The organism is Frigoribacterium sp. CFBP9029 (assembly GCF_034045305.1).
GTDB lineage: Bacteria > Actinomycetota > Actinomycetes > Actinomycetales > Microbacteriaceae > Frigoribacterium.
Genome location: NZ_JAXCWB010000010.1, coordinates 42539 through 67968 on the forward strand (window position 1 = coordinate 42539; position 25430 = coordinate 67968).

Sequence of the window (25430 nt, forward strand, 5' to 3'; positions counted from 1 at the left end):
AGCCCTCGCCGGGGTCGACCTCCCGGCGACGCTGTTACGAGATCGTCGCCGAGCCCCGCCCGGCGGCGTGCACGAGCAGCGCCACCTGCACCCGGTTGTCGACCTCGAGCTTCTCGTAGACGTGCCCGACGTGCGTCTTGATCGTGGCGATGCTGACGAACAGGTCGGCAGCGATCTGCGCGTTCGTCGCACCTCGGGCCACCGCGAGGGCGACCTCGGCCTCGCGGTCGGTCAGCCGGTCGAAGCGCTCGCGCTCGACCCGGCCGACCGTCGGCGCCTGCGCGTGCGCCTGCGCCTCGGCGCCGATCCGGCCGGCGGCGACCCCGATCACGCGGTCGAGCACCGACGGCGACAGGATCGAGCGCCCCGACGCGACGGTCCGCACGGCCTGCACGAGCTCGTGCGGCGGTGTGTCCTTCACCAGGAACCCCCGGGCGCCGAGCCGCAGAGCCGAGAGCACGAGCTCGTCGGCGTCGAAGGTGGTGAGCACGAGGACGGCGAGGTCGGGTCGCCTCGCGAGCTCTCGCTCGGTGGCGACGAGACCGTCGCAGCGCGGCATCCGGATGTCCATCAGCACGACGTCGGGCTCGGTCCGATCGATCACCGCTTCGGCCTCGAGACCGTCGGAGGCCTCGCCGACCACCTCGATGCCCTGGTCGCCGCCGAGCAGGAGGCGCAGACCGGTGCGGACGAGGGTCTCGTCGTCGACGATCACGACGCGGACCGGTGCGGTGGCGGTGGAGGCGGCGGCGGTCAGCTCCACGGGAGCACCGCCTCGACGACGTGCCGCCCGTGCCCGTCGGGCCCCGCCTGGAACGTGCCGCCGACAAGTCGCACGCGCTCCGCCAGACCGGTGAGACCGTGCCCCGGCGCCGATGCGCGGTGCTCGATCGACGGGTTGCCGACGACGATGCGGAGTGTTCCGCCGGCCCCGCCCGTGAAGGCGATGTCGACCGGTTGAGCCGGGGCGTGCCTCCTCGCGTTCGTCAACGACTCCTGCACGATGCGGTACGCGTGCCGACTCAGCGAGGTCGGCAGATCGACCAGGGCGCTCGTCGTCCGGTCGTCGATGGTGCAGGCGACGACGGCGCCCGCCGCCCGGGCCTCGTCGAGCAGACCCGGCAGATCGGCGAGGGTCGGTTGAGGAGGCGCGACCTGCGTGACCTCGGACTCCCCCGTGGCCGACGGGTCGCGCAGCACCCCGAGCACGTCGCGCAGCTCGCTGAGGGCTGACTGCGCGTTGTCGCGGACGACGCCCGCCGTCTCGACGACCTCGTCGGGGCTCAGATCGCGACCCCGGTACTCGAGGGCACCGGCGTGGAGGGCCACGAGCGAGAGACGGTGGCCGAGGACATCGTGCATCTCACGGGCGATCCGGGCGCGTTCGTGGTCGCGGATGCGCTCCTCCCTGAGGGCCTGCTCGTGCTCGGCGAGCACCGCCCGGTCGCGCAGCGAGGCGATCAGGTCGCGACGGCTTCCGATGGCGACGCCGACGGCCACGACGAGGGCGTAGAGGACGACGCCGCTGAGCAGCAGCTGCCAGGCGGGCAGGGAGTCGCCCATCGCGGGGAACATCACCGACTCCGAGAACCAGCCCGCAGCGAGGTACACGAGCCCGACGGTCGCCAGCTCGCGAGCGCGGCGACGAGTCGCGAGCGAGACGAGGCCGAGGACGGCGGCACCGGTCGCGAGGGTCGAGACGCCCCCGCAGAGCGCCAGGATCAGCGCGATGACGAAAGGTGCGCGATGCCGGAACGCGACGAGCACCAGGGTGGCGACACCGACGGCGAGATCGCCCATCATGCCGAGCCCGAGCCGGGCGTCGCTCCAGTCGGCGGTGGCCGTCTCGGGCCAGACGAGCGCGAAGGCCAGGAGGCCCACCAGCGTCGCGAGGCCGAGTCTCCAGGTCTCGGCCCAGACGCGCCGTGCCCGGGACAGGTGCGCGCGGCCGGGCCCCGCACCGGTCGCGGGACGCCGCGGCGGGGCCGGCGAGACGGGCGCCGGGGCCGGCGGCGCCGCCGGGAGCGACGGCGCGACCGGCGCCGCGTGGGGGGTCGATGCCGAGGAGGTCATGCCCCGAGCCTAAGGAGGGCGCCCGGCCCGCCGGATCGACCGAAGGTCGGAGTTGGCGCGCGGGCGGCTCGACGGCACCGGCCCCTGCGTGGCACCGCGGACCGACCGCGGAACCACGGGATCGCGCGTGCGCGGGATCCGGCGGGGCGACGGCCGTTTCGCGGCGTCCGACCGGACGACGGGCCGTGCGCGACGGGCCGTGCGCGACACTGGACGGATGGACACCCTCCCGCTGCTGCTCGGTCGCTGGCGCGTCGAACGCCGCATCGTCGACCGGCTCGTCGGCGACGAGACCGTCTTCACCGGCACCGCGACCGTCGAGGCGGCGGGCGACGACCCCGAACGACCCGCCTCGTACGTCGAGGAGGGGGAGGTCGTGCGGGGCTCGCACCGCGCCTCCGCGGGTCGACGGCTCACGTATCACCGGCGGGCGGACGGGTCGCTCGACGTCCGGTTCGCCGACGGTCGGCACTTCGTCGACCTCGACCTGCGGACCGGAGCCTGGGAGGCGCGGCACCCGTGCGCCCCCGACGACTACCTCGTCGAGACGCGCGTTCTGACGCCCACGTCGTTCGTCGAGCGCTGGACGGTGCGCGGCCCGGCCAAGTCGTACGACGCCGAGACGACGTACACGCGCGTGGGCTGACGCCGGCTGCCTCCGCGCACGCTCGAGGGTGGGCAGAACCCGCCCCTCGCATCGCCGAGAAGGGCGACTTCGGACCACCGTCAGGCCCGAGCCTCAGCGCACGCTCGAGGGTGGGCAGAAACCACCCTTCGCGTCGCGGAGAAGGGCGACTTCTGACCACTGTCGAGCACGGCGGGCCGGGCGGGCAGGGCGCCCGGCGCTCGCGAGCCCGCTCGTCGGATCAGCCCGTGTTCTGCAGGCCGGCGGCGATCCCGTTCACGGTGAGCAGCAGGAGGCGGTGGTCGGCATCGGCCGGGTCGCCCCCGCCGTTCACGCGGATCGAGCGGAGCGCCCGCAGCTGCAGCAGCGACAGCGCGTCGACGTACGGGCTGCGCAGACGCACCGAGCGGCTCAGCACCGGGCGCCCGTCGAGCACCTCGGCGTGCTCGCTGACCTTCAGCACCCACTCGCGGGTGAGCGCCATCTCGTCGAGCACGGCGCCGGCGAGGTCGTCGCGCTCGGCCAGCCCGAGGTACTCGCGGGCGATGTGGCCGTCGGTCTTCGCGAGCGACAGCTCGACGTTCTTCACCATCGTGCGGAACAGCGGCCACGTCTTGTACGCATCGCGCAGCAGGTCGACGTCGCCGACGGCCGCGAGGGCCGAGCCGAGTCCGTACCAGCCGGCCAGGTTGATGCGGGCCTGGGTCCAGGCGAACACCCACGGGATCGCCCGCAGGTCCTCGAGCGACTCGACCGAGAGACCACGACGGGCCGGGCGTGAGCCGAGTGCGAGCAGGCCGACCTCCTCCATCGGGGTGACGGCGGCGAACCACGAGGCGAAGCCCTCGGCCTTGACCAGTCTGAAGAAGGTCGCCCGTGACGCCTCGTCCATCGTGGCGACCACGTCGGCGAAGCGGGTGGCGGCCTCGGCGTTCTCGGCCTCGTTCGACGGGCTCGACGCCAGCAGCGTCGCGGCGGCCATCTGCTCGAGGTGCCGGGCGCCGATCGCCTGGTTGCCGTACTGGGCGACGATGACCTCGCCCTGCTCGGTGATCTTGAAGCGCCCGTCGACCGAGTGCGGCGGCTGGGCCAGCACGGCCTCGTTCGCCGGCCCGCCGCCGCGACCGAGGGCCCCGCCCCGACCGTGGAAGAGCGTCAGCGTGATGTCGTTCGCAGCCGCCCAGTCGGCGATGCGCGCCTGCGCGTCGTACAGGGCGAAGGTCGCCGACACCGGCCCGACGTCCTTCGACGAGTCGGAGTAGCCGAGCATCACCTCGAGGCGGCGGCCCGTCTCGGAGAGGCGACGCTGCACGACCTCGGTGGCCAGCGCCTCCTCGAGGATGCGCGTGCTCGCCTCGAGGTCGGCGAACGTCTCGAACAGCGGCACCACGTCGAGCACGGGCGCGGCCTCGGCCGACCCGAGGGCGTACGCGGCGAGCTCGTGCACGTTCGCGAGATCGGCGGACGACTGCGTGAACGACACGATGTAGCGGGAGGCGGCACGGACCCCGTAGCGCACCTGCAGATCTTTGATGGTGCGGAAGACGGCGAGGACCTCGTCGGTCATCGGGCTCGTCTCGCCCCCGGCGCGCAGCTCGGCGAGCGCCGTGCGGTGCACCTGCGAGTGCTGACGGACCTCGAGCTCGGCGAGGTGGAACCCGAAGGTCTCGACCTGCCAGACGAGGCCCTGCAGCTCGCCGTTCGCGGCACGATGCGCACCGGCCGCACGCAGCGAGTGCTGCACCACGCGGAGGTCGGCGAGTAGCTGCTCGGGCGCGTCGTAGCCGAGCGGGTCGCCGTCGCGGCGTGTGGCCTCGATGCGCGCCGCGACGAATAGCAGCACGCGGCGGTGGGTCTCGTTCGGCGAGCGGACACCGATGCTCGACGCGAGCTCGGGGTCGAGGGCCCGCTGCGCGTCGGCGAGGGCGATCAGCGTCGCATCGGCGGGCGTGTCGGCCTCGTCGAGGGTGAGGGTGGCGCCCACGCGGGATGCGGCCCGGTGCAGCCCGAGCAGCACGTGCTCGGCCGCGATGTCGGCGGCCTGGCGGGTGACCTCGGCGGTGACGTGCGGGTTGCCGTCGCGGTCTCCGCCGATCCAGCTGCCGAGTCGGAGGAACGCGGGGGCGACGGCGGGTTCGCGGCCGGCCCGGTCGCCGAGGAGGCGGTCGTCGAGCAGGCGGTACACCTGCGGCACGATCTCGAACAGGGTCTGGTCGAAGACGCTCATCGCCGTGCGCACCTCGTCGAGCGGGGTGGGGCGCGTGGTGCGGAGCGGCGATGTGCGCCAGAGGGTGTCGACCTCTTCGAGGAGACGGCGCTCGGCCTCGGCGACGGCGATGTCGTTCTGCAGCCGGTCGCGCTCGTCCATCAGGTCGCTGATGCGACGGATGGTCGACGCGACGGCGCGGCGCCGCGCCTCGGTGGGGTGCGCCGTCAGCACGGGGTGGAACCGCAGATCGCTGAGGCGCTTCGAGGCCTCGTCGGCGCCGACCTCGGCGACGAGCTGCTGCAGCGTGTCGGCGACCGAGTCGGAGGCGGTGCGCTGGGCGCTGCCGCGGCGACGCAGCACGCGCACGCGGTGGTGCTCTTCTGCGAGGTTGCTGAGGTGGAAGTAGCAGGTGAACGCCCGGGCGACCTGCTCGGCGCGCTCCTGATCGAGACCGTCGACGATGGTCTGCGCGTCGTCGAGCGAGGCCCCGCCCGCCCCCTCGTACGCGGCGATGACGGCGGCGCGCACCGCCTCCACGTCGCGGAAGAGGTCGTCGGAGCCGGACTCGCGCAGCACCCTGCCGAGCAGGCTGCCGAGGAAGCTCACGTCGCCGCGCAGGTCGCCGTCGACGGCCCCGCGGATGTCGTCACGGCTGCTGCCGTCGGCACGTCTCGATGTCTCGATGTCGGTCACGGCCCCATTGTGGACGATGCGGGGGCGTGTGACGCACACCGCGCCTCCTCGGCTCGCCTCGGGTTCGCTCGGCGTCGCGGCGTGCGGCGGGTCCGTGTCATCCGTGGCGGGTCAGCGCTGACCCGCCACGGATGACGGGAACCCGCCGCAGGCCGAGGCACGGGCACGAGCGCGGGCACGGGCACGAGCGCAAGCACGGGCACGAGCGCAAGCACGGGCACGGGCACGGGCACGGGCAGGAGCGCAGGCACGAGCGCGGGCACGGGCACGAAGGCGCTCAGCCGCGGGCGCGGGGCACGAGCCGCTCGAGCTGCGTGACGTGCTTCGGCTCGAGCTCGTCGAGCGAGTTCACCCCGAGGAGGCGCATCGTGCGGGCGATCTCGACCGACAGGATCTCGATGGCCCGGTCCACCCCCTCGCGTCCGCCGGCCATGAGCCCGTACAGGTACGCCCGCCCGATCAGCGTGAAGCGCGCGCCGAGGGCGACCGCCGCCACGATGTCGGCGCCCGACATGATGCCCGTGTCGAGGTGCACCTCGGTGTCGCCTCCGACCTCGCGGACGACGTCGGGCAGCAGGTGGAACGGGATCGGCGCCCGGTCGAGCTGACGCCCGCCGTGGTTCGACAGGATGAGCGCGTCGACCCCGAGGTCGGTCACCCGCCGGGCGTCGTCGACGGTCTGCACGCCCTTGACGACGAGCTTGCCGGGCCACTGCGACTTGATCCACGCGAGGTCGTCGTAGGTCACGGTCGGATCGAACATCGTGTTGAGCAGCTCGGCGACGGTGCCCGACCAGCGGTCGAGCGAGGCGAACGCGAGCGGCTCGGTGGTGAGGAAGTCGACCCACCACCACGGGCGCGGCAGCGCGTCGATGATCGTCTTGGGCGTCAGCGACGGCGGGATCGTCATGCCGTTGCGCGAGTCGCGGAGCCGCGCACCCGCCACCGGCACGTCGACCGTCACCAGCAGAGTGTCGAACCCGGCCGCGGCGGCCCGGTCGACGAGGGCCATCGAGCGGTCGCGGTCCTTCCACATGTAGAGCTGGAACCAGTTGCGGCCGCCCGGGGCCGCCTGGGCGACGTCCTCCACCGACGCGGTGCCCATCGTCGAGAGGCTGAACGGGATGCCGGCCGCCGCGGCGGCCGCCGCCCCCGCCTTCTCGCCCTCGGTCTGCATCATGCGCGTGAACCCGGTCGGCGCGATGCCGAACGGCTGCTCGACCCGTTTGCCCAGCACGTCCCAGCCGGTGTCGACCGTGGCGACGTCGTGCAGGATCGCCGGGTTGAACTGCACGTCGCGGAACGCCTGCCGCGCCCGCCGCAGCGAGATCTCGGCCTCGGCGGAGCCGTCGGTGTAGTCGAACGCGGCCGTCGGCGTGCGTCGCTTCGCGATCCGCCGCAGGTCTTCGATGGTGAGCGCCTCGCGCAGCCGCTTGGCCTTGAGGTCGAACGTCGGCCTCTTGAACTGCATCAGCGGGGCGAGGTCGTGGAGGTTCGGGATTCTGCGGTCGACCATGGTGGTCCTTTCGAGAGGAGCGTGAGGGAGTTCAGGAGGCGCGCGACGGCACCCGGGGCAGGTATCTGACGGGAGCGGACGACGCCGAGACCAGGGCCCGCAGCGCCTCGAGCGACGACGACGGGTCGACGATGCCGACCGCGCGGGCCTGGACGAGGATGTTCCCGAGCGCGGTGGCCTCGACCGGCCCGGCGAGCACGGTGCAGCCCGTCCGGTCGGCCGTGAGCTGGCAGAGCAGCGCGTTCTGCGACCCGCCGCCGACGACGTGCACGGTGCGGATGCGGCGACCCGAGAGGCGTTCGGCGTCGCGCAGGGTCTCGGCGTAGGCGGCGGCCAGCGACTCGAGGATGCTGCGCACCACCTCGGCCCTCCCCCGCGGCGGCTCGACGTCGTGCTCGACGCACCAGGCCCCTATGCGCGCGGGCATGTCGCCGGGCGGCGCGAAGCGCTGGTCGGTGGCGTCGAAGACCGGGACTGCGCGGGTGACGTCGGCCGCCTCGGCGAGCAGGGCGGCGAGGTCGCTGCTGCGCTCGGCGGCCGTGGCCCCCGCGCCGTCCCAGGTGCGCATCGACTCGCTCAGCAGCCACAGCCCCGACACGTTCTTCAGGAACCGGGTGCGGCCGTCGACCCCGCCCTCGTTGGTGAACCCCGCGAGGCGCGCCTCGTCGGTGACGAGGGGTGCGGGGAGCTCGAGCCCGACGAGCGACCAGGTGCCGCTCGAGACGTATGCCGCGTCGTCGCCGGCGAGCGGCACGCCGACCACGGCCGAGGCGGTGTCGTGCGACCCGACGGCCGTGACCCCGAGCGACGTCGGCGCCCCGATCGCCGAGGCGACCGACGGCAGCAGCGGACCGAGGGCGGCACCGGGGTCGACGAGCGGGGCGAAGAGATCGAGGGGGACGCCGACGCGGTTCATCAGATCGACGTCGAAGGCCCGCTCGACGGGCGACAGCAGCCCGGTGGTCGACGCGTTGGTCGACTCGGTCGCCGCCACCCCGGTCAGCCACCACGAGAACAGGTCGGGCACGAGCAGGGCGCGGTCGGCGAGGGCCAGGGTTCCGGAGGCGCGATCGGCCGCCAGCTGGAACACCGTGTTGAACGGCAGATGCTGCAGCCCCGCCCGCGTGAACAGCTCACGGGGCGACACCGCGGCGTGCACCGCCTCGACCCCCGCCGCGGTGCGCCCGTCGCGGTAGTGGTACGGCGTGCCGAGCAGTCGGCCGTCGCGGAGCAGCGCGTAGTCGACCGCCCACGAGTCGACCCCGATCGACCGCAGCCCAGGCTCGTCGCGCACGGCGGCGGCCAGCCCCGCGGTGACGGACCGCCAGAGCCCGAGGACGTCCCAGTGCAGACCGACACCGTGCAGACCGAGACGACCCGCGCCTCCTTCGGGGACCGTCACGGGGTCGTTCGCGAATCGGGCCACCGGGCGCAGCCGGACCCCGTCGCGGTCGACCCGGCCGAGCATGACCCGACCGCTCGTGGCGCCGAGGTCGACCGCGGCGACCGTGCCGCCGCCCATCGGGGTTCTGGTCGTCATCGTCGACTCAGCGGAGGAACGCCGCGGCGACGCCCGCGTCGACCGGCACGTGCAGCCCGGTCGTGTGCGAGAAGTCGCTCGTGCAGATGGCGAAGACGGCGGCGGCGACGTTCTCGGGCACGACCTCGCGCTTGAGGATCGTGCGCTGGGCGTAGAAGGCCCCGAGATCCTGCTCGTCGATGCCGTAGGTCGCGGCCCGATTGGCGCCCCAGCCGCTGGCGAAGATGCCCGAGCCCCTCACGACCCCGTCGGGGTTGATGCCGTTGACCCGGATGCCGTGCTCGCCCAGCTCGGCCGCGAGCAGCCGCACCTGGTGGGCCTGGTCGGCCTTCGTGGCGCTGTAGGCGATGTTGTTCGGGCCGGCGAAGACGGAGTTCTTCGACGAGATGTAGACGATGTCGCCGCCGAGCCCCTGGTCGACGAGCACGCGCGCGGCGTTCTTCGCCACGAGGAACGACCCCTTGGCCATGACGTCGTGCTGGAGATCCCAGTCGGCCTCGGTCGTGTCGAAGAGCGACTTCGACAGGCTGAGCCCGGCGTTGTTGACGACGAGGTCGAGACCGCCGAAGGCCAGCAGCACCTCGTCGATCGAGGCCTTGACGGCCGCCTCGTCGCTCACGTCGGCCGCGACGCCACGTGCCACGTCGGGCCCGCCGATCTCGGCCGCCGCGGCCTGCGCCTTCGCGAGATCGAGGTCGGCGATGACGACGCAGGCCCCCTCGGCGGCGAGGCGCGTGGCGATGGCCTTGCCGATGCCCGAGGCGGCGCCGGTGACGAGCGCGATGCGGGTCGCGAGGCGCTTCGGGGCCGGGAGGCGACGCAGCTTGGCCTCTTCGAGCGCCCAGTACTCGATGCGGAACTTCTCGGCCTCGTCGATCGGAGCGTAGGTCGAGAGCCCCTCGGCGCCGCGCATGACGTTGATCGCGTTGATGTAGAACTCGCCGGCGACCCGGGCGGTCTGCGCGTCTTTGCCGAACGAGAGCATGCCGACGCCGGGCACGAGCACGATGAGCGGGTCGGCCCCGCGGATCGCCGGGCTGTCGGGGGTCGCGTGCCGGTCGTAGTAGGCCTGGTAGTCGAGGCGGTACTGCTCGTGCAGCTCGCGGAGGCGCGCGATGGACTGCTCGACGGAGGCGGTGGCGGGCAGGTCGAGCAGCAGCGGCGTGACCTTCGTGCGGAGGAAGTGGTCGGGGCAGCTGGTGCCGAGGGCGGCCAGCCGCGGATGCTCGGCGCTCGCGAGGAACTCGAGCACGGCGGGGTCGTCGCTGAAGTGCCCGACCTGCGGGGCGTCGTGCGAGGCCAGCCCGCGGATCGTCGGGGCGAGCGCGGCAGCCCGGGCGCGACGTTCGGCCTCGGGCAGGGCCGCGTAGCCGTCGAGAGCGGGGCCGAACGGGTCGGCCCGCGAGTGCTCGGCGATGTGCGCCTCGGCCGTCTCGATGATCCAGCGCGAGTTGGCTTCGGCCTCGTCGCTCGTGTCGCCCCAGGCGGTGATGCCGTGCCCGCCGAGGATCGTGCCGATCGCGTCGGGGTTCTCGGCCTTGATCGCGGCGATGTCGAGCCCGAGCTGCCAGCCCGGTCGGCGCCACGGCACCCAGACGACGCGCCCGCCGAAGATCTCGGCGGTGAGGCGCTCGCCATCGGCGGCGGTCGCGATGGCGATGCCGCTGTCGGGGTGAAGGTGATCGACGTGCGCGGCTTCGACGAGACCGTGCATGGCCGTGTCGATCGAGGGTGCCGCTCCCCCTTTGCCGTGCAAGGCGTAGTCGAACGCGGCGACCATCTCGTCTTCGTGCTCGGGGCCCCGGTAGACGTTCGCGAGACCGCGCAGCCGGTCGAGCCGCAGCACCGCGAGGCCCTGCTCGGTGAGCGTGCCCAGGTCGCCGCCGCTGCCCTTCACCCAGAGGAGCTCGACGGGCTCGCCCGTGGCCGGGTCGATCGAGGTGCCCTTGGCCGAGGTGTTGCCGCCGGCGTAGTTCGTCACGCGCGGGTCGGCTCCGAGCCGGTTGCTGCGCGCGATCAGGTCGGCCGCGGCGGCGGGGGTCGTGCTGGTGGACGAGGAGGTGCGGGTCTGGTTCATGGGTCCGTTCTCGGTTCGCAGAGGAGGGGCGGGGACGATCGCGGCTCAGGTCCAGCTGAGCTGGGTGCCGCCGGCGCGCTCGTCGGCGAGGCGCTCCTGAGTGCCGCTCGCCAGATACGCCGCCATCGGGTCGCGGGGCAGACCCCGGCCCTCGCGCCAGTCGGCGAGGGCGGGGCGGACGTCGGTGTAGAAGGCGTCCATCAGCACGGCGTTGGCGCCGAGCACGTCGTGGGCGGCGCGAGCGGAGTCGAGCGCGGGCCGGTCGACGAGCAGCGCCCGCGCCGTCATCTCTTGCACGTTGAGCACGCTGCGGATCTGGCCGGGGATCTTGTCCTCGACGTTGTGGCACTGGTCGAGCATGAACTGCACCGGCGAGCCGACCTCGAGCCCGCCGCCGTCGACGACCTCGAACAGGATGCGGAACAGCTGGAACGGATCGGCGGCGCCGACGATCAGGTCGTCGTCGGCGTAGAAGCGCGAGTTGAAGTCGAACGAGCCGAGCTTGCCGAGTCGCAGCAGCTGCATGACGATGAACTCGATGTTGGTGCCCGGGGCGTGGTGCCCGGTGTCGAGGCAGGTCAGCGCCTGGTCGCCGAGGGCGCTCACCTGGGCGTAGCTGGTGCCCCAGTCGGGCACGTCGGTGTGATAGAACGCCGGCTCGAAGAACTTGTACTCGAGCACGAGCCGCTGCTCGGGGTCGAGCCCGGCGTAGATCTCGGCCAGCGACTCGGCGAGGTGGTCCTGGCGCTGGCGCAGACTGTCTTGACCGGGGTAGTTGGTGCCGTCGGCGAGCCAGATCTTGAGGTCGCGAGAGCCGGTCTCGCGCATGATCTCGAGGCAGCGCAGGTGATGGTCGATCGCCTTGCGTCGCACGGCGGCGTCGCTGTGCGCCAGGCTGCCGAACTTGTACGCCTCGTCTTGGAAGGTGTTCGAGTTCACCGTGCCGAGCGCGACGCCGTGGTCGGCGGCGAACGACCGGAGGGCCGTGAAGTCGCTCACCTCGTCCCAGGGGATGTGCAGGGCGACGCTCGGGGCGAGACCGGTGTACTCGTGCACGGTCGCGGCGTCGGCGATCTTCTCCTCGGCGCTGCGCGGGGTGCCCGGGGTGCCGAACACCTTGAACCGGGTTCCCGAGTTGCCGAAGGCCCAGCTGGGCAGCTCGATCGCCTGACGCTCGAGCGTGGGGGCGATGGACTCGAAGGTGGTCATGATGCTTCTTCCGTGATCGTGTCGGTGGTGGTGCGGCGGCCGGCGCCCGGCAGGCCGAGCTGCGCCTCGAGGTTGAAGACCTGGGTGAGCAGCTCGAAGCCCTCGTCGGGCGGGGTGCCGTCGAGCGAGGTGAAGAACTCGGCCATCGAGGCCTGCCAGCGGGAGTTCACGTCGGTGCGCGCCATCGCGGCCTGCGCGGCTTCGAGCGACTCGGCCTCGACGTAGCCGATCAGCAGCCCGTCGGGTGCGGCGAAGAGCGAGTAGCCGTGCCAGCCGCTGTCGCGGAGGGCCTGCAGCATCTCTGGCCAGACCTCGGCGTGGCGCCGGGTGTAGTCGGCCAGTCGATCGGGGGCTACCTGGAGGCGGAACGCGTAGCGCTCGTGCTCGTCGGCGGTCATGGGGTGTTCTCCGGTTCGTCGTTGAATCGTTTCAATGGCACGAGCGTAGCAAGTGCCGGTGGTGCGGACAAGAGGGTCTACGGGTGCGCCGAGCCGAGGCTGGCGGCGAAGCCGTCGGCGTCGTCGAAGGGGGCGGAGACGTGCCGGTGCTCGATGCCGAGCAGCGAGGCCGCCGCCGCGACGTCTCGCGCGACGTGCCCGACGCAGAGTCCCCAGTGGTGACCGATGCCGCTCCGCGACCACTCGTCGACCCATTCGCCCGGGTCGCCGCCGAAGTCGACGCGCGACGTCGTGTTGCCGATCGCGAGCAGCGGGCCGGGCACGACCTCGCCCTCGCTCGTGACGAACGACAGCGCGCCGTCGCGATCCTGCCCGAGACCGAAGGTCGTCACCGGGCCGGGCTGCACGTCGAACTCGACGCTGACGCCGTAGCCGCGCTTGCCGTGGAAGACCCCGAGACCCCGCAGCACGGGCCGTGACGACGAGATCGCCAGGTGGGCCGGCCCGTCGTGACCCATCTCGACCACCCCGTCGTCGAAGTCGATGGCCTGGATCTCGGTGAACGAGCCGCCGACGCCGAGGGCCTGCGCGGCGAGCATCGCGACCGACGTGCGGAGCTCGTACTCCCCCACCGTCGGCAGCCCCCGCGCGTTGAGCAGCGACGCCCCGAGGATCATCCCGGCCCCGAGCCGCTCGTGCTGCTCGCCCTCGAGACCCCGGTGGTAGTACGCGAGCGAGTCGAGGTCGAAGTCGGCCACCAGCCGGTCGAGCCCGACCGAGACGCGCGCGCCCCAGTCGAAGTCCTGCTGCCCGACCGACGCGTCGACCTCGAACACCTCGCGGGCGAGGGCGACGCGCTCGCGCACCTCGGCGTCGGTGACGGCGTCGACCCGCACCCGCAGGTCGTCGAACTCGAGCACCTCGACGTGCGACCCGAAGTGCGTCGACAAGAGGGTGAGGTCGGTGGAGACGTCGAGCATGCCCGGGTAGAGATGCCCCATCAGGCCGTGCCGCGCCTCCCTCAGCCGCGCCCGGACCCCGGCGGCGTGCACCCACCGCTCGATGCGCCGCCACGCACGCTCGCTCCGCAGATGACCCGAGACCGACCGGAACTCGATGCCGGCCCGACGGAACACGTTCGCGACCTCGGGCACCGGGCACTGCCCGCAGTAGGCGAGCCACATGCCCGTGTCGAACCGCTCGTGGTCCATCCTCTCGGTCGGCTGCAGATCGATCACGAGCACCGGCACCCCGGCCCGCTGCGCGATCGGGAGCACCATCGACGACGTCAGATAGGTCGTGAGGAAGACGACGATCAGGTCGCAGTCGGCGGTGCGCAGCGTGTCGGCGGCGACCCGCGCCTCCTGGGCGTCCGAGATGAAGCCGGTGTCGATCACCTCGGCGTCGAGACCGCCGAAGCGGTCGACCACGTAGCGGGTGGACTCCTGCAGCTGCGGCAGCAGGCCGGGGAACTGCGGCCAGTAGGTGCCGAGACCGCCGGCCACGAGCCCGACGCGGGTGCGGCGGCGGCGGATCGGGGGCAGCAGATCGTGCACGGCGGAGGTGCTGGTGCTCATGGGGTGACGACTCCGGTGTCGACGGGGGCGCTCGCGCGCCCGATGGGCCGAGGAGGCGCGGTGCGCGCCCCGAGGGAGGGCGGGGCCGCCGAGGTGGTCACCCCGGCGGCCCCGCGGTGACGACTAGAAGTCGTAGTCGTCGATGTTGTCGGCGTCGAACTCGGTCGGCGGGCCGACGATCACGATGCCGTCGGCGCCGACGGTGCGCTCACCGAGGTCGCCGGCCTCGAAGGTGTCGCCCTCGGCGCCCGTGATGGTGCCGTCGACGAGCGCCTGACCGGCGTAGGCCGCGACGTAGCCGAGCTGCGCAGGGTCCCAGAGGGCGAACGCCGTGACGGTTCCGTCTTTCACGAACTCGCGCATCTCGTTCGGCAGACCGAGCCCGGTCAGCGCGACCTTGCCCTTGTACTCCGATGTCGAGAGGTAACGGGCCGTCGCGGCGATGCCGACCGTGGTGGGCGAGATGATGCCCTTCAGGTCGGGGTTCGCCTGGAGCAGCCCCTGGGCCTCCTGGAACGACTTCGCGTCGTCGTCGTCGCCGTAGACCTTCGAGACGATGTCGATCCCCGCGTAGTCGGGGTTTGTGTCGACCTCCTCTTCGATGTACTTGATCCACTCGTTCTGGTTCGTGGCGTTCGCCGTCGCCGAGAGGATCGCGATGTCGCCCTCGCCGCCGATCTGCTCGCTCATCTGGCGGATCTGGATCAGCGCGACGTCCTTCGCCTCGACCTGGCTGATGAACACATCGCGGTAGTCGGGGTTCGTGTCGGAGTCGAAGGCGACGATCTTCGCCCCGCCGTCGCGCGCCTCCTGCAGGGCCGGCCCGACCGCGTCCGGGTCGTTCGCCGCGATGACGATGACGTTCGCACCCTGCTGCGTGAGCGTGTTGATGAAGGTGACCTGCGACGAGGCGCTGGCCTCCAGCGGACCGACGACGCTGTAGTCGTAGCCGATCGCCTTCGACGCCTCTTCGCCGCCGCCGAGCACGACGTCCGTGTACGGGTTGTTGAGCTGCTTCGGCACGAACGCGATCGACTGCTCGCCGTCGGAGCCGGAGCCCGTGGTCGCGTCGCCGTCGCTCGAGCCGGCCGTGAGGGCGCAGCCGGAGGCGACGAGCGCGACGCCGGCGAGGGCCGCCGCGGTCGACACGGCCCGGCGCACGCTGCGCCTGGTGGAGGTGGTGAACATCATCGTTCCGTCCTTTGCTGTGGGGGATGGTGCGTGGGGTGGTCTGTGTGGTCGAGGTGGGGGCGGGGGTCGGGGGTGCGGCCGGGGTGGCCGGGGTGGTCAGGCCGCGTCGGCCGCCGAGGCGGCGAGCACGTCTCGCGCGGCCCGCCTCGCCCGGCGCTTCTCGCGGACGACCGCGATCAGACTCGGCGTGACGACGCTGCCGACGAGCAGCAGACCGGTGACGACGTTGAGGACGACGTCGCTGATGCCGCCGAGGCGCAGCGCGTAGCTGACGCTCGAGATGATCAGGACACCGGCGACGACACCGGGGATCGAGCCGCGTCCGCCGAAGATCGAGACCCCGCCGAGCAGGACGGCCGCGATGACCGCGAGCTCGATGCCGGTCGCGTTGTCGCTGCGAGCGCTCGAGTAGCGGAGCGTCCAGTAGATGCCGACCAGGGCCGAGACGACGCCGGTGGCGACGAACATCCAGAACTTGGCGCGGCCGACGTGCACGCCGACGAAGCTCGCGGCCTCCTTGCTGAAGCCGATGGCCGGCAGCGTGCGGCCGAACGAGCTGAAGTGCAGCAGCACCCCGAAGAAGGCGATGACGACGGCGACGCCGATCATGACGGTGGGGATGCCCGTCCCGCCGATCTTCGACGTGAAGAAGGCCGTGAGCCCGGGCGGGAAGTTCGCGACCGCGTTGTCGCCGATCACGACGAGGGCGAGGCCGCGGTACAGCGCGAGGGTGCCGATGGTCACGGCGAGCGACGGGAGCCCGACGGTGGTGACGAGCAGCCCGTTCAGCGCCCCGCAGCCGATGCCGATCAGCACGCAGACCACGAAGATCTCGGGGATGCCCCAGCCGGCCGCCCACAGCACGCCCATCGCGGCGCTGGTGAGACCCGCCGTGCTGGCCACCGAGAGGTCGATCTCGCCGGTGATGATCACGAGGGCCATCGGCATCGCGATCATCAGGATCGGGATCGCGTCGAGCAGCAGGAACCCGGTCGTCTGCACGCTCGCGAACCGCGGCACGGTCAGCGCGCAGACGAGCAGCGTGCCGAGCAGCGCGTAGATCATGATCGCGCCGCGGCCGGTCAGCAGGCGGCGACGGCGCAGCGTCCTCTCGGCGGCGGACTCGGGGTCGCGGCGGGCGGCGTCGCGGTCGCCGGCGGTGCCGGCGGTGTCGCGGGACGCCGAGGAGGCGCGGCGCGGGTCGATCGCGGAGCCCGCGGCCGAGGGGGTGGTCGTCTGCTCAGGCATTGGTGGCCTCGCTCGTGCGGAGTCTCCGCGCCTTGCGGATCGAGGCGATCCGTTCGACGAGGATGGCGGTCAGGATGAGGACGCCGACGATGGCCTGCTGCCAGAACTTGTCGACGTTGAGCGCTGTGAGGCTGCTCGTGATGGTGGTCAGCAGCACCGCGCCGATCGCGGCGCCCACGACGCTGCCCGAGCCGCCGAAGATCGCGATGCCGCCGACGACGGCCGCGGCCACGATGTCGAGCTCGAGACCGGTGCCCGTGGTCGCGCCGACCGAGTTGAAGCGCGACGCGTAGAGGACGCCGGCGAGACCCGTGAGCGTGCCGTTCAGCACGAACGCCGTGAGCACGCGCTTGCTGACCGGGATGCCGAACAGTCGGGCCGCCTCGTCGTCGGAGCCGATGGCGTACAGATCGCGACCGGGGCGGGTGCGGGCCAGGAACACCGCGACGAGCACCACGACGACGATCGCGATCACCGTGATGATCGGGATTCCCAGCACCGTGTCGACCGACAGTCGGCCGAAGGCGGCCGGGCGGTCGCCGGCGAAGTACTGCTGACCGCCGGCCCAGGCGTTGTTCACGCCCCGGTAGATGTAGAGCATGCCGAGGGTGATCACGAGCGACGGCACCCGCGCGACCGTCACCAGGAACCCGTTGATCGCACCGAGGAGGGCACCCAGCGCCAGACCGATCGCGAAGACGAAGACGATGGGGATGTCGGGCGCCGCGGCGAACACCGAGCCCGTGCCGAACGCGACGAGCCCGAGGATCGACCCCACCGAGAGGTCGATGTTGTTCGTGATGATGACGGCACCGAGGCCGACTGCCATGATCACCGTGATCGTGGCGTTCAGCATCAGGTCTTTGACACCCTGCGCCGAGACGAAGAGCGGGTTGGCGATCGTCGTCACGATCACGAGCACCACGAGCGCCGAGGCGACCGGCACCTCGCGTTGACGGACGAGCGAGGCGAACGGGCTGCGCCCGGTGCCGAGCGCGGGGGCGAGGGCGTGCGAGGTCGTCATCGGCGGGTCTCCGTCGTCGTGGTGGTGTGCGCGGGCTCGGCGCCGGTGGCGGCGTTGATGACCGTCTCGGGAGTGGCGTCGTCGCGGTCGAAGGTGGCCGTGAGCCGCCCCTCGCGCATGACGAGCACGCGGTCGGCCATACCCAGCACCTCCGGCAGCTCGGACGAGATCATCAGCACCGCGATGCCGCGACCGGCGAGATCGCTGATCAGCCGGTGCACCTCGCTCTTCGTGCCGACGTCGATGCCGCGCGTCGGCTCGTCGACGATGAGGAACGTCGGGTCGGTCGCCAGCCACTTGGCCAGCACCACCTTCTGCTGGTTGCCGCCCGAGAGGGTCGACACGGGGAGCTCCTGACTGCCGGTCTTGACCTGCAGTCGCCGCGACCAGTCGGCCGCCGCCTCGCGCTCGCGCCGCGCGCTGACCAGCCCGAGACGACTGAGCGTCGTGCGGAGGGTCAGCGTCGTGTTGCGGCTGACCGACATGTCCATCACGAGACCCTGCTTGCGGCGGTCTTCGGGGACGAAGCCGATGCCCGCCCTGATCGAGGCCATCGGATCGCGCGGCGCGAGCCTGCGGCCGCCGATCGTCACGGAGCCGGCGTCGTAGCGGTCGATGCCGAACAGCGCCCGCGCCACCTCGGTGCGACCCGCCCCGACGAGACCGGCGAGCCCGACGATCTCGCCGGCGCGCACCTCGAACGACACGTCGTGGAAGACGCCCGCCCGGGTCAGCCCGTCGACGCGGACGACGGTGTCGCCGACCCGCGCCTCCTGCTTGGGGAACAGCTGGTCGACGTCGCGACCGACCATCGCCCGCACGATCTCGGGCGTGCTGACCTCGCTGGTCGTGTGCTCGGAGATGAAGGCGCCGTCGCGCATGACGGTGATGCGGTCGCTGAGACCGAAGACCTCGTCGAACCGGTGCGAGATGAACATGATCGCGCTGCCGCGGTCGCGCAGCGCCCGGGCGACCCCGAAGAGGCGCTCGACCTCGACGCCGCTCAGAGCCGCCGTCGGCTCGTCCATGATGAGCACCTTGGCGTCGAGCGAGATGGCCTTGGCGATCTCGATGATCTGCTGATCGGCGATCGACAGGCCCTCGGCGACGCGGTCGGGGTCGATCGGCACACCGAGCCGGTCGAAGAGCGCGCGGGCGTCGGCGCGCATCGCGGCCCGGTCGATGAACCCGAGACGGGTGGTGGGCTGACGCCCGACGAAGATGTTCTCGGCGACGGTCAGATCGGGAAAGAGCGTCGGCTCCTGGTAGATGACGCTGACACCCGCCGCCTTGCTCTCGGCCGGGCTGCGGAACACGATCGGGTGGCCGTCGAACAGGAAGTCGCCGCTGTCGGGCTGGTGCACCCCCGCGAGGATCTTCACCATGGTCGACTTGCCGGCGCCGTTCTCACCGACGAGCGCGTTGATCTCGCCGGCACGCAGCCGCACGCTGCCGCTCGAGAGGGCCACGACGGCGCCGAAGGTCTTGCGTGCGCCGCGCAGCTCGAGCACGGTCGCCGTCGGAGACGGCCCGTCGGATGTGGGGTCGATCGTCATCGATCGTTCTCCTAATCGCTCTCGTCGTCGAGAGAAGTGAATCGTTTCAACTTCTGTTCGTGCCGACTGTAGGGGCAGACTCGGTTCGACGTCAAGGGGCGCCCCGCGGCTGTGGATCACAGCTCGATCACGGGCGTGGCACACTCGTCGGAGACCACGGCACGGACCAGGAGGCGCGATGAGGCAGGCGAGCATCCGCGACGTCGCCGAGACCGCCGGCGTCTCGGTCGGCACCGTCTCGAACGTGCTCAACAACCCCGCCAAGGTCAGCGAGTCGACCATCGCCCGGGTCAGCGACGCCATCGCGAGCCTCGGCTTCGTCCGCAACGACGCCGCCCGGCAGCTGCGCGGCGGCGACAGCCGGGTGATCGGCCTGATCATCCTCGACGGGGGCAACCCGTTCTTCACCGACGTCGCCCGCGGCGCCGAGGCCGCCGCCGAGGAGTCGGGCCGCGTCATCCTGCTCGGCAACAGCGACCAGCTGGTCGAACGCGAGGCGCACTACCTCGACCTCTTCGACGAGCGGCGCGTGATGGGCATCCTGATCTCGCCCGTCGGCGACGTCTCCGACCGGCTCCGCCGACTGCGCCTGCGCGGCATGCCCGCGGTGCTCGTCGACCGGCGAGCCGACCTGACCGAGTTCTCGTCGGTCTCCGTCGACGACGTGCGGGGCGGGTACCTGGCGACGGAGCACCTCCTCGGTCTCGGGCGTCGACGCATCGCGTTCGTCGGCGGACCGGCCGACCTGCAGCAGGTGGCCGACCGCCTGGCCGGCGCACGGGCCGCGGTCGCCGTCGCCCCCGGCGCCACGCTCGAGGTCGTCGACATCCCCGCGCTGACCGTGCAGAACGGACGCGAGGCCGCCGCCGCCATCGTGCGACGCCCCGCCGCCGACCGCCCCGACGCGATCTTCGCCGCCAACGACCTCGCCGCCATGGGCGTGCTGCAGGCCCTCGTCATGCAGGGCGACCTGCGCGTACCCGACGACGTCGCCCTGATCGGCTACGACGACATCGACTTCGCCCGCGCCGCCGTCGTGCCGCTCAGCTCGGTGCGGCAGCCGAGCGCGCTGATCGGGCAGACGGCCGTCGAGATCCTCCGCGACGAGGCCGACGACCCCGCGCGGGCGCCCCGCCAGATCGTGTTCGAACCGGAGCTCGTGGTGCGCGAGAGCACGGCGCGCGGGGGGTCTTCGGCGGGGTGAGGCGGGCCTGCTCGGTGCTCGCTCCGGGGTTCGGCGGGTCCGTGTCACTCGTGGCGGGTCAGCGCTGACCCGCCGCCGATGACGGGAACCCGCCGCACCCGCAGCACGGACCGCGCTCAGCCCTCGAGCAGGAGGCGGCAGTCGCCCTCGCCGCGGACGTCGCGCGGGTCGGGGCAGAGGGTTCCCGACCACGAGCCGTCGACTCCCCCGCCGTACGAGTCGAACGCCGTGGTCGTGTACGTCTCGACCCCGTCGATTCCCGGCCCGACGAAGGCGAACGACACGATCGGGTCGCCCTCCGTCGTCGGGGTCGACCAGGCGAGCTCGGCCGACGCCCCCGCGGCGGACGCGTCGGCGAGGCAGTCGAGCGCCTCCGGATCGAGCTGGACGCCCTGCGGGAGGGCGAACTCGCCGCAGGTCGGCGTCGCATCGCCGGACTTCACCATGCCCCCGGCGTTCGGGAGCTGCCGCGCGGCGGTGATCGGGTCGTCGGGCGGAGGCGTCGGACCGACGCTCGAGGCGCAGCCCGCGGTGAGGAGCGCGAGTGCGATCCCGGGCGCGACGAGCAGCGTGGCGGATCTGCGGGCTGGTTCGACTGGCATGACTCCCCCTCTCCGCTCAGGGAACCAAGCGCTCGACGCCGACGGCAAGAGCCGCGGTGCACTCGTGACCGGTTCGTGACGCGCGGGGGCGGGGGTTCGGGCGGGTTCGTGTCACTCGCGGCGGGTCGGCGCTGACCCGCCGCCGAGGACGGGAACCCACCGCATCGGCGCGTGGATGCTGCCCGAGCGCTCCCGCAGCGGCGAGCGCGACGCCCCCGACCGCACCGCCAGCACCTCGGCCAGGATCGACATTGCGGTCTCCTCCGGAGTGCTGGCCCCGAGATCGAGTCCGATCGGCGAATGCAACCGGGCCAGCGCCTCCTCGTCCACGCCCCGCTCACGCAACGACGCGACCCGCCGGTCATGCGTCGTCCGCGAACCCATCGCGCCGACGTAGACGGCCGGCGACGCCAGCGCCGCGGCGACGAGATCGGCGTCGAACCGCTCGTCGTGCGAGAGCACCGCGACGACCGTCCGCTCGTCGACCTCGGTGCGGGCGAGGTAGTTCGGCGGCCACTCGACGACGACCTGCTCGGCCGCCGGGAACCGCTCGCGCGTCAGGAACACCGGCCGCGGGTCGCACACCGTCACGCGGTAACCCAGCACGGCCCCCGCGTTGCAGAGGGCGACGGCGAACTCGACGGCCCCGAAGACGAGGAGGCGCGGCGGCGGGACCGACCGCTCGCTGAACACCCGCAGTCCCTCGCAGTCGTCGGGGCTCGCCACGACGTCGCCGGTCCGCACCGGTCCGACCACGACGTGCGCCACGGCCTCGCGGCCCGCCGCCGCCTCGCGCAGGGCGGCGACCGTCACGGCGTCGTCGGCGGTGACGAGTCGGGCGAGCACCTCGATGCGCCCACCGCAGCTCAGCCCGACCTCGAACGCGGTCTCGTCGCTGAAGCCGAAGGTGTCGAGCTGGGCGGCCCCGTCGTCGAGCACCTGCCGGCAGCTCTCGTAGACGGCTCCCTCGACGCAGCCGCCCGAGATGCTGCCGATGACGGTGCCGTCGTCCGTCACGGCCATCGACGTGCCGACGGTGCGCGGCGCGCTGCCGTCGATCGAGACGGCCGTCGCGACCGCGAGCCGTTCGCCCGCGTCGAGCCGGGCCAGCAGGCGGTCGGCGATCTCGAACACGGGGCTCCTCGGGGTGGGGCGGGTGCGGTGCGTGGTGCGGGGTGAGCGTGGTGGGGGCAGCGCCCGCCCGGGTGGCGTCAATCGTAGAGCGGCCGGCAGCCCCCGCGCGACACCCGGCGGCTAGCCTGTGGACATGGCTCGCGCACGACCCGGCCCGATCGTGGGGCTCCTGCTCGCGGCGGGCGCGGGCTCCCGCATGGGTGGCCCCAAGGCGCTCGTCGCCGACGCACGCGGACCCTGGCTGACTCGGGGCGTGGCGAACCTGCTCGCCGGCGGGTGCGACCGCGTCGTCGTCGTGCTCGGCGCGGGCGCGACCGAGGCGGAGGATCTTCTGGCGGGCGACCCGCGCCTCCTCGGCTCGCAGGTCTCGACCGTCGTCGCCGACGACTGGGCCGACGGGCTCTCGGCGTCGCTGCGGGCGGGGCTCCGTGCGCTCGGCGCCGATCCGGACCTGCAGGAGGCGCGGGTCGCCCTCATCACGCTGGTCGACTACCCGGGGCTGCCCGCGTCCGCCGTGGCGCGCCTCCTGTCTGTCACCGGGACGCCCGCCGGTGCCGGGTCGCCGGTCGGTGCCGGGTCGCCGCTCGGGGCGAGCACTCTCAGGCGTTCCGTGTTCGGCGGACGGCCGGGGCATCCGGTGGTCGTCGGGCGGGCCCACTGGTCGGACCTCGCCCAGTCGATCTCGGGTGATCAGGGGGCCGGCGCGTACCTGCGCGAGAACGGCGCTCTCGAGGTGGACTGCCGCGACCTCTGGAGCGGTCACGACGTCGACTCCCCGCGTGCCGCATCGAGGTGACGCGAACGGTGCCCCGCGCGCGTCTTATGACTCCTTTCGGGTCACTTCGATGACGGCGATTGGCGCGACGACGGCTGGATGGCGATGGTGGCGGGGCGACGGCCTCGCCTAATGTCGAGCCATGGCCATCTCACCCGACACGAAGAACTGGACCTGGGTGCTCGAACGCCCTTGCGACGAGTGCGGCTACGACTCGCGACGGATCGAGTTCCGCGACGTTCCCGGGCTCGTTCGCGACAACGCCGCCGTCTGGCCCGCCGAGCTGGCCCGCCCCGACGCTCGCGATCGCCCCGATGCGACGACGTGGTCGACCCTCGAGTACGGGGCGCATGTGCGCGACGTGTTCCGGGTGTTCGAGGGGCGCCTGGCGCTGATGCTCGCCGAGGAGGCTCCGGCGTTCGCGAACTGGGACCAGGATGCGACCGCCGTCGACGACGACTACGCCGCGCAGCGGCCCGACGAGGTCGCGGCGGAGCTCGTCGCCTCGGCCGAGACCGTCGCGGCCGCGTTCGCCGGGGTGCGCGACGACCAGCTCGACCGCACGGGTCTGCGCAGCGACGGCTCGGCGTTCACCGTCGACACGCTCGCCCGGTACTTCGTGCACGACCCGGTGCACCACCTGCACGATGTGCGCCGATCGGCGGCTGCATCGAGGTGACGCGAACGGGGGTGTGGCTCGGGCGAACCGCGTCGAAGTGACGCGAACGGGCGCTTGGGTGGCTCGGAGTGCGCGTTTCGGGTCACGTCGATGGCGCAGGCGCGGCGCGGCGCGGGCGGCCCTGATCGAAGTGACGCGAACGGGGGCTTGGGCGGCTCGGACTGCGCGTTTCGGGTCACCTCGACGATGCGGGCGGAGGCGCGGGCGGCCCTGATCGAAGTGACGCGAACGGTGGCTTGGGCGGCTCGGAGTGCGCGTTTCGGGTCACCTCGACGTGGCAGGCGGCGCGGCGCGCGGGGCGGGCGCCGACGCGGGGCGCGCGGCCCCGCGGCTCAGGGGCGGTGGCGGCGGATGCGGATCGGGCCCTTGGCGGTCGACGGGTCGACGACCGAGCCGCCCTGCGTGATGTCGACCTCGCCGGCCGCGACGAGCCGTCGGGCGGCGCGCCGCACGGGCTCCATGAGGCCGCGCCAGGCGTCTTCGTCGTCGGGGTGCAGGGAGCGCGCGACGTCCGACGGGCAGATGCTCGACGTCGCGGCCCGCTGCGCCAGCAGGTCGCGGATCCGCTGCTCGAGCTCGCGATCGTGGGCGGTCACCTTGTGCTTGCGGCACGCGTCGCTGCAGTAGGCCACGTCGTCCCAGTTCGACGCCCACTTCTTGCGCCACTCGATGCGTCGGCCGCACGAGCGGCAGGTCTTCGACTCGGGCGTGGCGGGGCTCATGGTGACAGTCAACGCGGCGGAGGCTGCGAGCGTTCCCGGCACCGCGCCTCCTCGGCTGCGTGCTCTGAGGCTCAGGCCGATCCGAGCTGGCGGAATCGCGCGGGCACCTCGCCGTCCTCGACCAGGTCGACCAGCAGCTCGCCGACCAGCGGCGTGAACTTGAAGCCGTGCCCCGAGAACCCGGCCCCCACCACGAGCGGGCCGACGCGGTCGAGCACGAAGTCCTCGGTGTCGGTCGACGTGTACGTGCAGCTGATCGGGTCGGCCGTCTCGGCGTCGACCCCGGGCAGCCACTCGCGGGCGTAGCGCCGCAGCGCCTCGAACTGCACGGGCTCGGGCCGGTAGCTGCGCGCATCGGGGTCGGTCACCGGGCCCGTCCTGTGCCAGCCGGCCTTGACCCCCTCGCCCGGCGTGAGCATGCCGTATACCGGCCCGTACCACCACGCGTCGTCGCCGCCGTCGGGGTCGGGGCGGTGGTTGAAGCCGGGCCAGACGGCGTCGTCGTCGGTCACCCGGAAGTGCGCCGGCTGCTCCTGCGTCACGACGAGGCGAGGGAGGCGCGCGAGACCGCTGACGAGCCCCTCCGTCCACGCACCGGCGGTCACGACGACGCGGGGCGCGAGGTACTCCTCGTCGGCGGTGACGACGCGGGCCCGGTCGTCGCCCTCGATCTCGATGCCGGTGACGGGTGTCGACCAGCGGACCTCGGCGCCCAGCTCGGTCGCGACGCGCTCGAAGGCGGCCAGCGCGTCGGCGGCGCGGATGCGACCGCTGTCGGGCACCCAGAGCACGTCGGTCTCGAAGCGGAGGCCCGTCCAGCGGCGACCCGCGTCGCCGGGCGCGACGAACTCGCTGTCGACGCCCCGTTCGGCGTGCAGCTCGCGCATGCGGCGCAGCATGTCGGGGCGACCGTGGTTGACGACGCCGACGAGATCGAGCAGCGGGGTGTCGGTGACGACCGCGAGCTCGTCCCACAGGGTGCGGGCGCGGGCGACGAGGTCGACGTACTCGCCGTCGTCGTAGGCGATGTTGAGGTTGCGGGTCGTGCCGTGCGAGGCGCCGTGGTGGTGGCCGCGCTCGAAGCGCTCGAGCAGCACGACGTCGTGCCCGCGGACCGCCGCCTGCCAGGCGGTGGCGAGGCCCATCGCGCCTCCTCCGACGACGACGAGATCGACGGTGCGTGCCATGGTGCGCCTCCTGGGTGGGGTGGGGTGGTGGGGGTGGTGGTCGTGTGGTGCGGGGTTCGAGTGAGCGTACGGGTACGGGAGGGGGTCGAGTGCGGCGGGTCGGTGTCCTCGACGGCGGGTCAGCGCTGACCCGCCACGGATGAAAGGGACCCGCCGCAGCCCGGCCTGGTGCTCGGCCGAGGAGGCACGGG

General features: G+C 72.7%; 21 protein-coding genes. 4 read left to right on the forward strand and 17 right to left on the reverse strand.

Annotated elements, in window-relative coordinates; genetic code table 11:
- Window positions 1-34 precede the first annotated feature (34 nt).
- Entirely contained in the window at window positions 35-763 is a 729-nt protein-coding gene (locus SOM11_RS12755; RefSeq protein WP_320478258.1) for a response regulator transcription factor, read from the reverse strand.
- A complete protein-coding gene (locus SOM11_RS12760; protein WP_192061465.1) occupies window positions 754-2073 on the reverse strand; it encodes a sensor histidine kinase in 1320 nt (439 codons plus the stop codon). The genes SOM11_RS12755 and SOM11_RS12760 overlap by 10 nt, the downstream gene beginning before the upstream one ends.
- A gap of 217 nt (window positions 2074-2290) precedes the next feature.
- Between SOM11_RS12760 and SOM11_RS12765 the strand changes: the two genes are divergently transcribed.
- Window positions 2291-2719 carry a DUF6314 family protein gene (locus SOM11_RS12765; protein ID WP_320478259.1) on the forward strand — a complete coding sequence of 143 codons (429 nt, stop codon included), beginning with the start codon at window positions 2291-2293 and terminating at the stop codon, window positions 2717-2719.
- 220 nt (window positions 2720-2939) lie between these two features.
- Here SOM11_RS12765 and SOM11_RS12770 read toward each other — a convergent pair whose 3' ends face one another.
- The 11 genes from SOM11_RS12770 to SOM11_RS12820 form a co-directional block, all read right to left on the reverse strand.
- A complete protein-coding gene (locus tag SOM11_RS12770; RefSeq protein WP_374231419.1) occupies window positions 2940-5600 on the reverse strand; it encodes a phosphoenolpyruvate carboxylase in 2661 nt (886 codons plus the stop codon).
- A 277-nt stretch (window positions 5601-5877) separates the two neighbouring features.
- Window positions 5878-7116 carry an alpha-hydroxy acid oxidase gene (locus SOM11_RS12775; protein WP_320478260.1) on the reverse strand — a complete coding sequence of 413 codons (1239 nt, stop codon included), beginning with the start codon at window positions 7114-7116 and terminating at the stop codon, window positions 5878-5880.
- A 31-nt stretch (window positions 7117-7147) separates the two neighbouring features.
- Window positions 7148-8656 carry a rhamnulokinase family protein gene (locus SOM11_RS12780; RefSeq protein WP_320478261.1) on the reverse strand — a complete coding sequence of 503 codons (1509 nt, stop codon included), beginning with the start codon at window positions 8654-8656 and terminating at the stop codon, window positions 7148-7150.
- 7 nt (window positions 8657-8663) lie between these two features.
- Window positions 8664-10733 (reverse strand): bifunctional aldolase/short-chain dehydrogenase, encoded by a 2070-nt coding sequence (locus tag SOM11_RS12785; protein ID WP_320478262.1) that lies wholly within the window; start codon window positions 10731-10733, stop codon window positions 8664-8666.
- Window positions 10734-10778: 45 nt separating this feature from the next.
- On the reverse strand, window positions 10779-11942 hold the full coding sequence (gene rhaI / locus SOM11_RS12790; RefSeq protein WP_192061470.1) for an L-rhamnose isomerase: 1164 nt from the start codon (window positions 11940-11942) through the stop codon (window positions 10779-10781).
- Window positions 11939-12340 carry an L-rhamnose mutarotase gene (locus SOM11_RS12795; protein ID WP_320478263.1) on the reverse strand — a complete coding sequence of 134 codons (402 nt, stop codon included), beginning with the start codon at window positions 12338-12340 and terminating at the stop codon, window positions 11939-11941. The genes rhaI and SOM11_RS12795 overlap by 4 nt, the downstream gene beginning before the upstream one ends.
- Before the next feature lie 77 nt (window positions 12341-12417).
- Window positions 12418-13917, reverse strand: a complete 1500-nt coding sequence (locus SOM11_RS12800) for an L-fucose/L-arabinose isomerase family protein (protein ID WP_320478264.1) — start codon at window positions 13915-13917, stop codon at window positions 12418-12420.
- Between the two features lie 123 nt (window positions 13918-14040).
- On the reverse strand, window positions 14041-15108 hold the full coding sequence (gene rhaS / locus SOM11_RS12805) for a rhamnose ABC transporter substrate-binding protein (protein WP_320478265.1): 1068 nt from the start codon (window positions 15106-15108) through the stop codon (window positions 14041-14043).
- A 96-nt stretch (window positions 15109-15204) separates the two neighbouring features.
- On the reverse strand, window positions 15205-16356 hold the full coding sequence (locus tag SOM11_RS12810) for an ABC transporter permease (RefSeq protein ID WP_320478266.1): 1152 nt from the start codon (window positions 16354-16356) through the stop codon (window positions 15205-15207).
- Window positions 16349-17380: an ABC transporter permease gene (locus tag SOM11_RS12815; protein WP_320478267.1), complete on the reverse strand. Its 1032-nt coding sequence runs from the start codon at window positions 17378-17380 to the stop codon at window positions 16349-16351. The genes SOM11_RS12810 and SOM11_RS12815 overlap by 8 nt, the downstream gene beginning before the upstream one ends.
- Window positions 17377-18936, reverse strand: a complete 1560-nt coding sequence (locus SOM11_RS12820) for a sugar ABC transporter ATP-binding protein (protein WP_243215383.1) — start codon at window positions 18934-18936, stop codon at window positions 17377-17379. Before SOM11_RS12820 ends, SOM11_RS12815 begins: the two co-directional genes overlap by 4 nt.
- 178 nt (window positions 18937-19114) lie before the next feature.
- Between SOM11_RS12820 and SOM11_RS12825 the strand changes: the two genes are divergently transcribed.
- Window positions 19115-20140, forward strand: a complete 1026-nt coding sequence (locus SOM11_RS12825; RefSeq protein ID WP_320478268.1) for a LacI family DNA-binding transcriptional regulator — start codon at window positions 19115-19117, stop codon at window positions 20138-20140.
- Between the two features lie 116 nt (window positions 20141-20256).
- Here SOM11_RS12825 and SOM11_RS12830 read toward each other — a convergent pair whose 3' ends face one another.
- On the reverse strand, window positions 20257-20742 hold the full coding sequence (locus tag SOM11_RS12830; RefSeq protein WP_320478269.1) for a hypothetical protein: 486 nt from the start codon (window positions 20740-20742) through the stop codon (window positions 20257-20259).
- 111 nt (window positions 20743-20853) lie between these two features.
- Window positions 20854-21876 (reverse strand): XdhC family protein, encoded by a 1023-nt coding sequence (locus SOM11_RS12835; protein WP_320478270.1) that lies wholly within the window; start codon window positions 21874-21876, stop codon window positions 20854-20856.
- 133 nt (window positions 21877-22009) lie between these two features.
- Here SOM11_RS12835 and SOM11_RS12840 point away from each other — a divergent pair, with 133 nt between their 5' ends.
- Together SOM11_RS12840 and SOM11_RS12845 are read left to right on the forward strand one after the other, a co-directional pair.
- The gene (locus SOM11_RS12840; protein ID WP_320478271.1) at window positions 22010-22672 is read left to right on the forward strand and encodes a nucleotidyltransferase family protein; all 663 of its coding nucleotides are present in this window, start codon (window positions 22010-22012) and stop codon (window positions 22670-22672) included.
- A gap of 121 nt (window positions 22673-22793) precedes the next feature.
- Window positions 22794-23330, forward strand: a complete 537-nt coding sequence (locus SOM11_RS12845; protein WP_320478272.1) for a DinB family protein — start codon at window positions 22794-22796, stop codon at window positions 23328-23330.
- A gap of 332 nt (window positions 23331-23662) precedes the next feature.
- On the opposite strand, the gene SOM11_RS12850 is transcribed toward SOM11_RS12845, so the two are convergent.
- Window positions 23663-24052: a DUF2256 and DUF3253 domain-containing protein gene (locus SOM11_RS12850; protein WP_192061479.1), complete on the reverse strand. Its 390-nt coding sequence runs from the start codon at window positions 24050-24052 to the stop codon at window positions 23663-23665.
- A 71-nt stretch (window positions 24053-24123) separates the two neighbouring features.
- Window positions 24124-25239: an FAD-dependent oxidoreductase gene (locus SOM11_RS12855; protein WP_320478273.1), complete on the reverse strand. Its 1116-nt coding sequence runs from the start codon at window positions 25237-25239 to the stop codon at window positions 24124-24126.
- Window positions 25240-25430 lie beyond the last annotated feature (191 nt).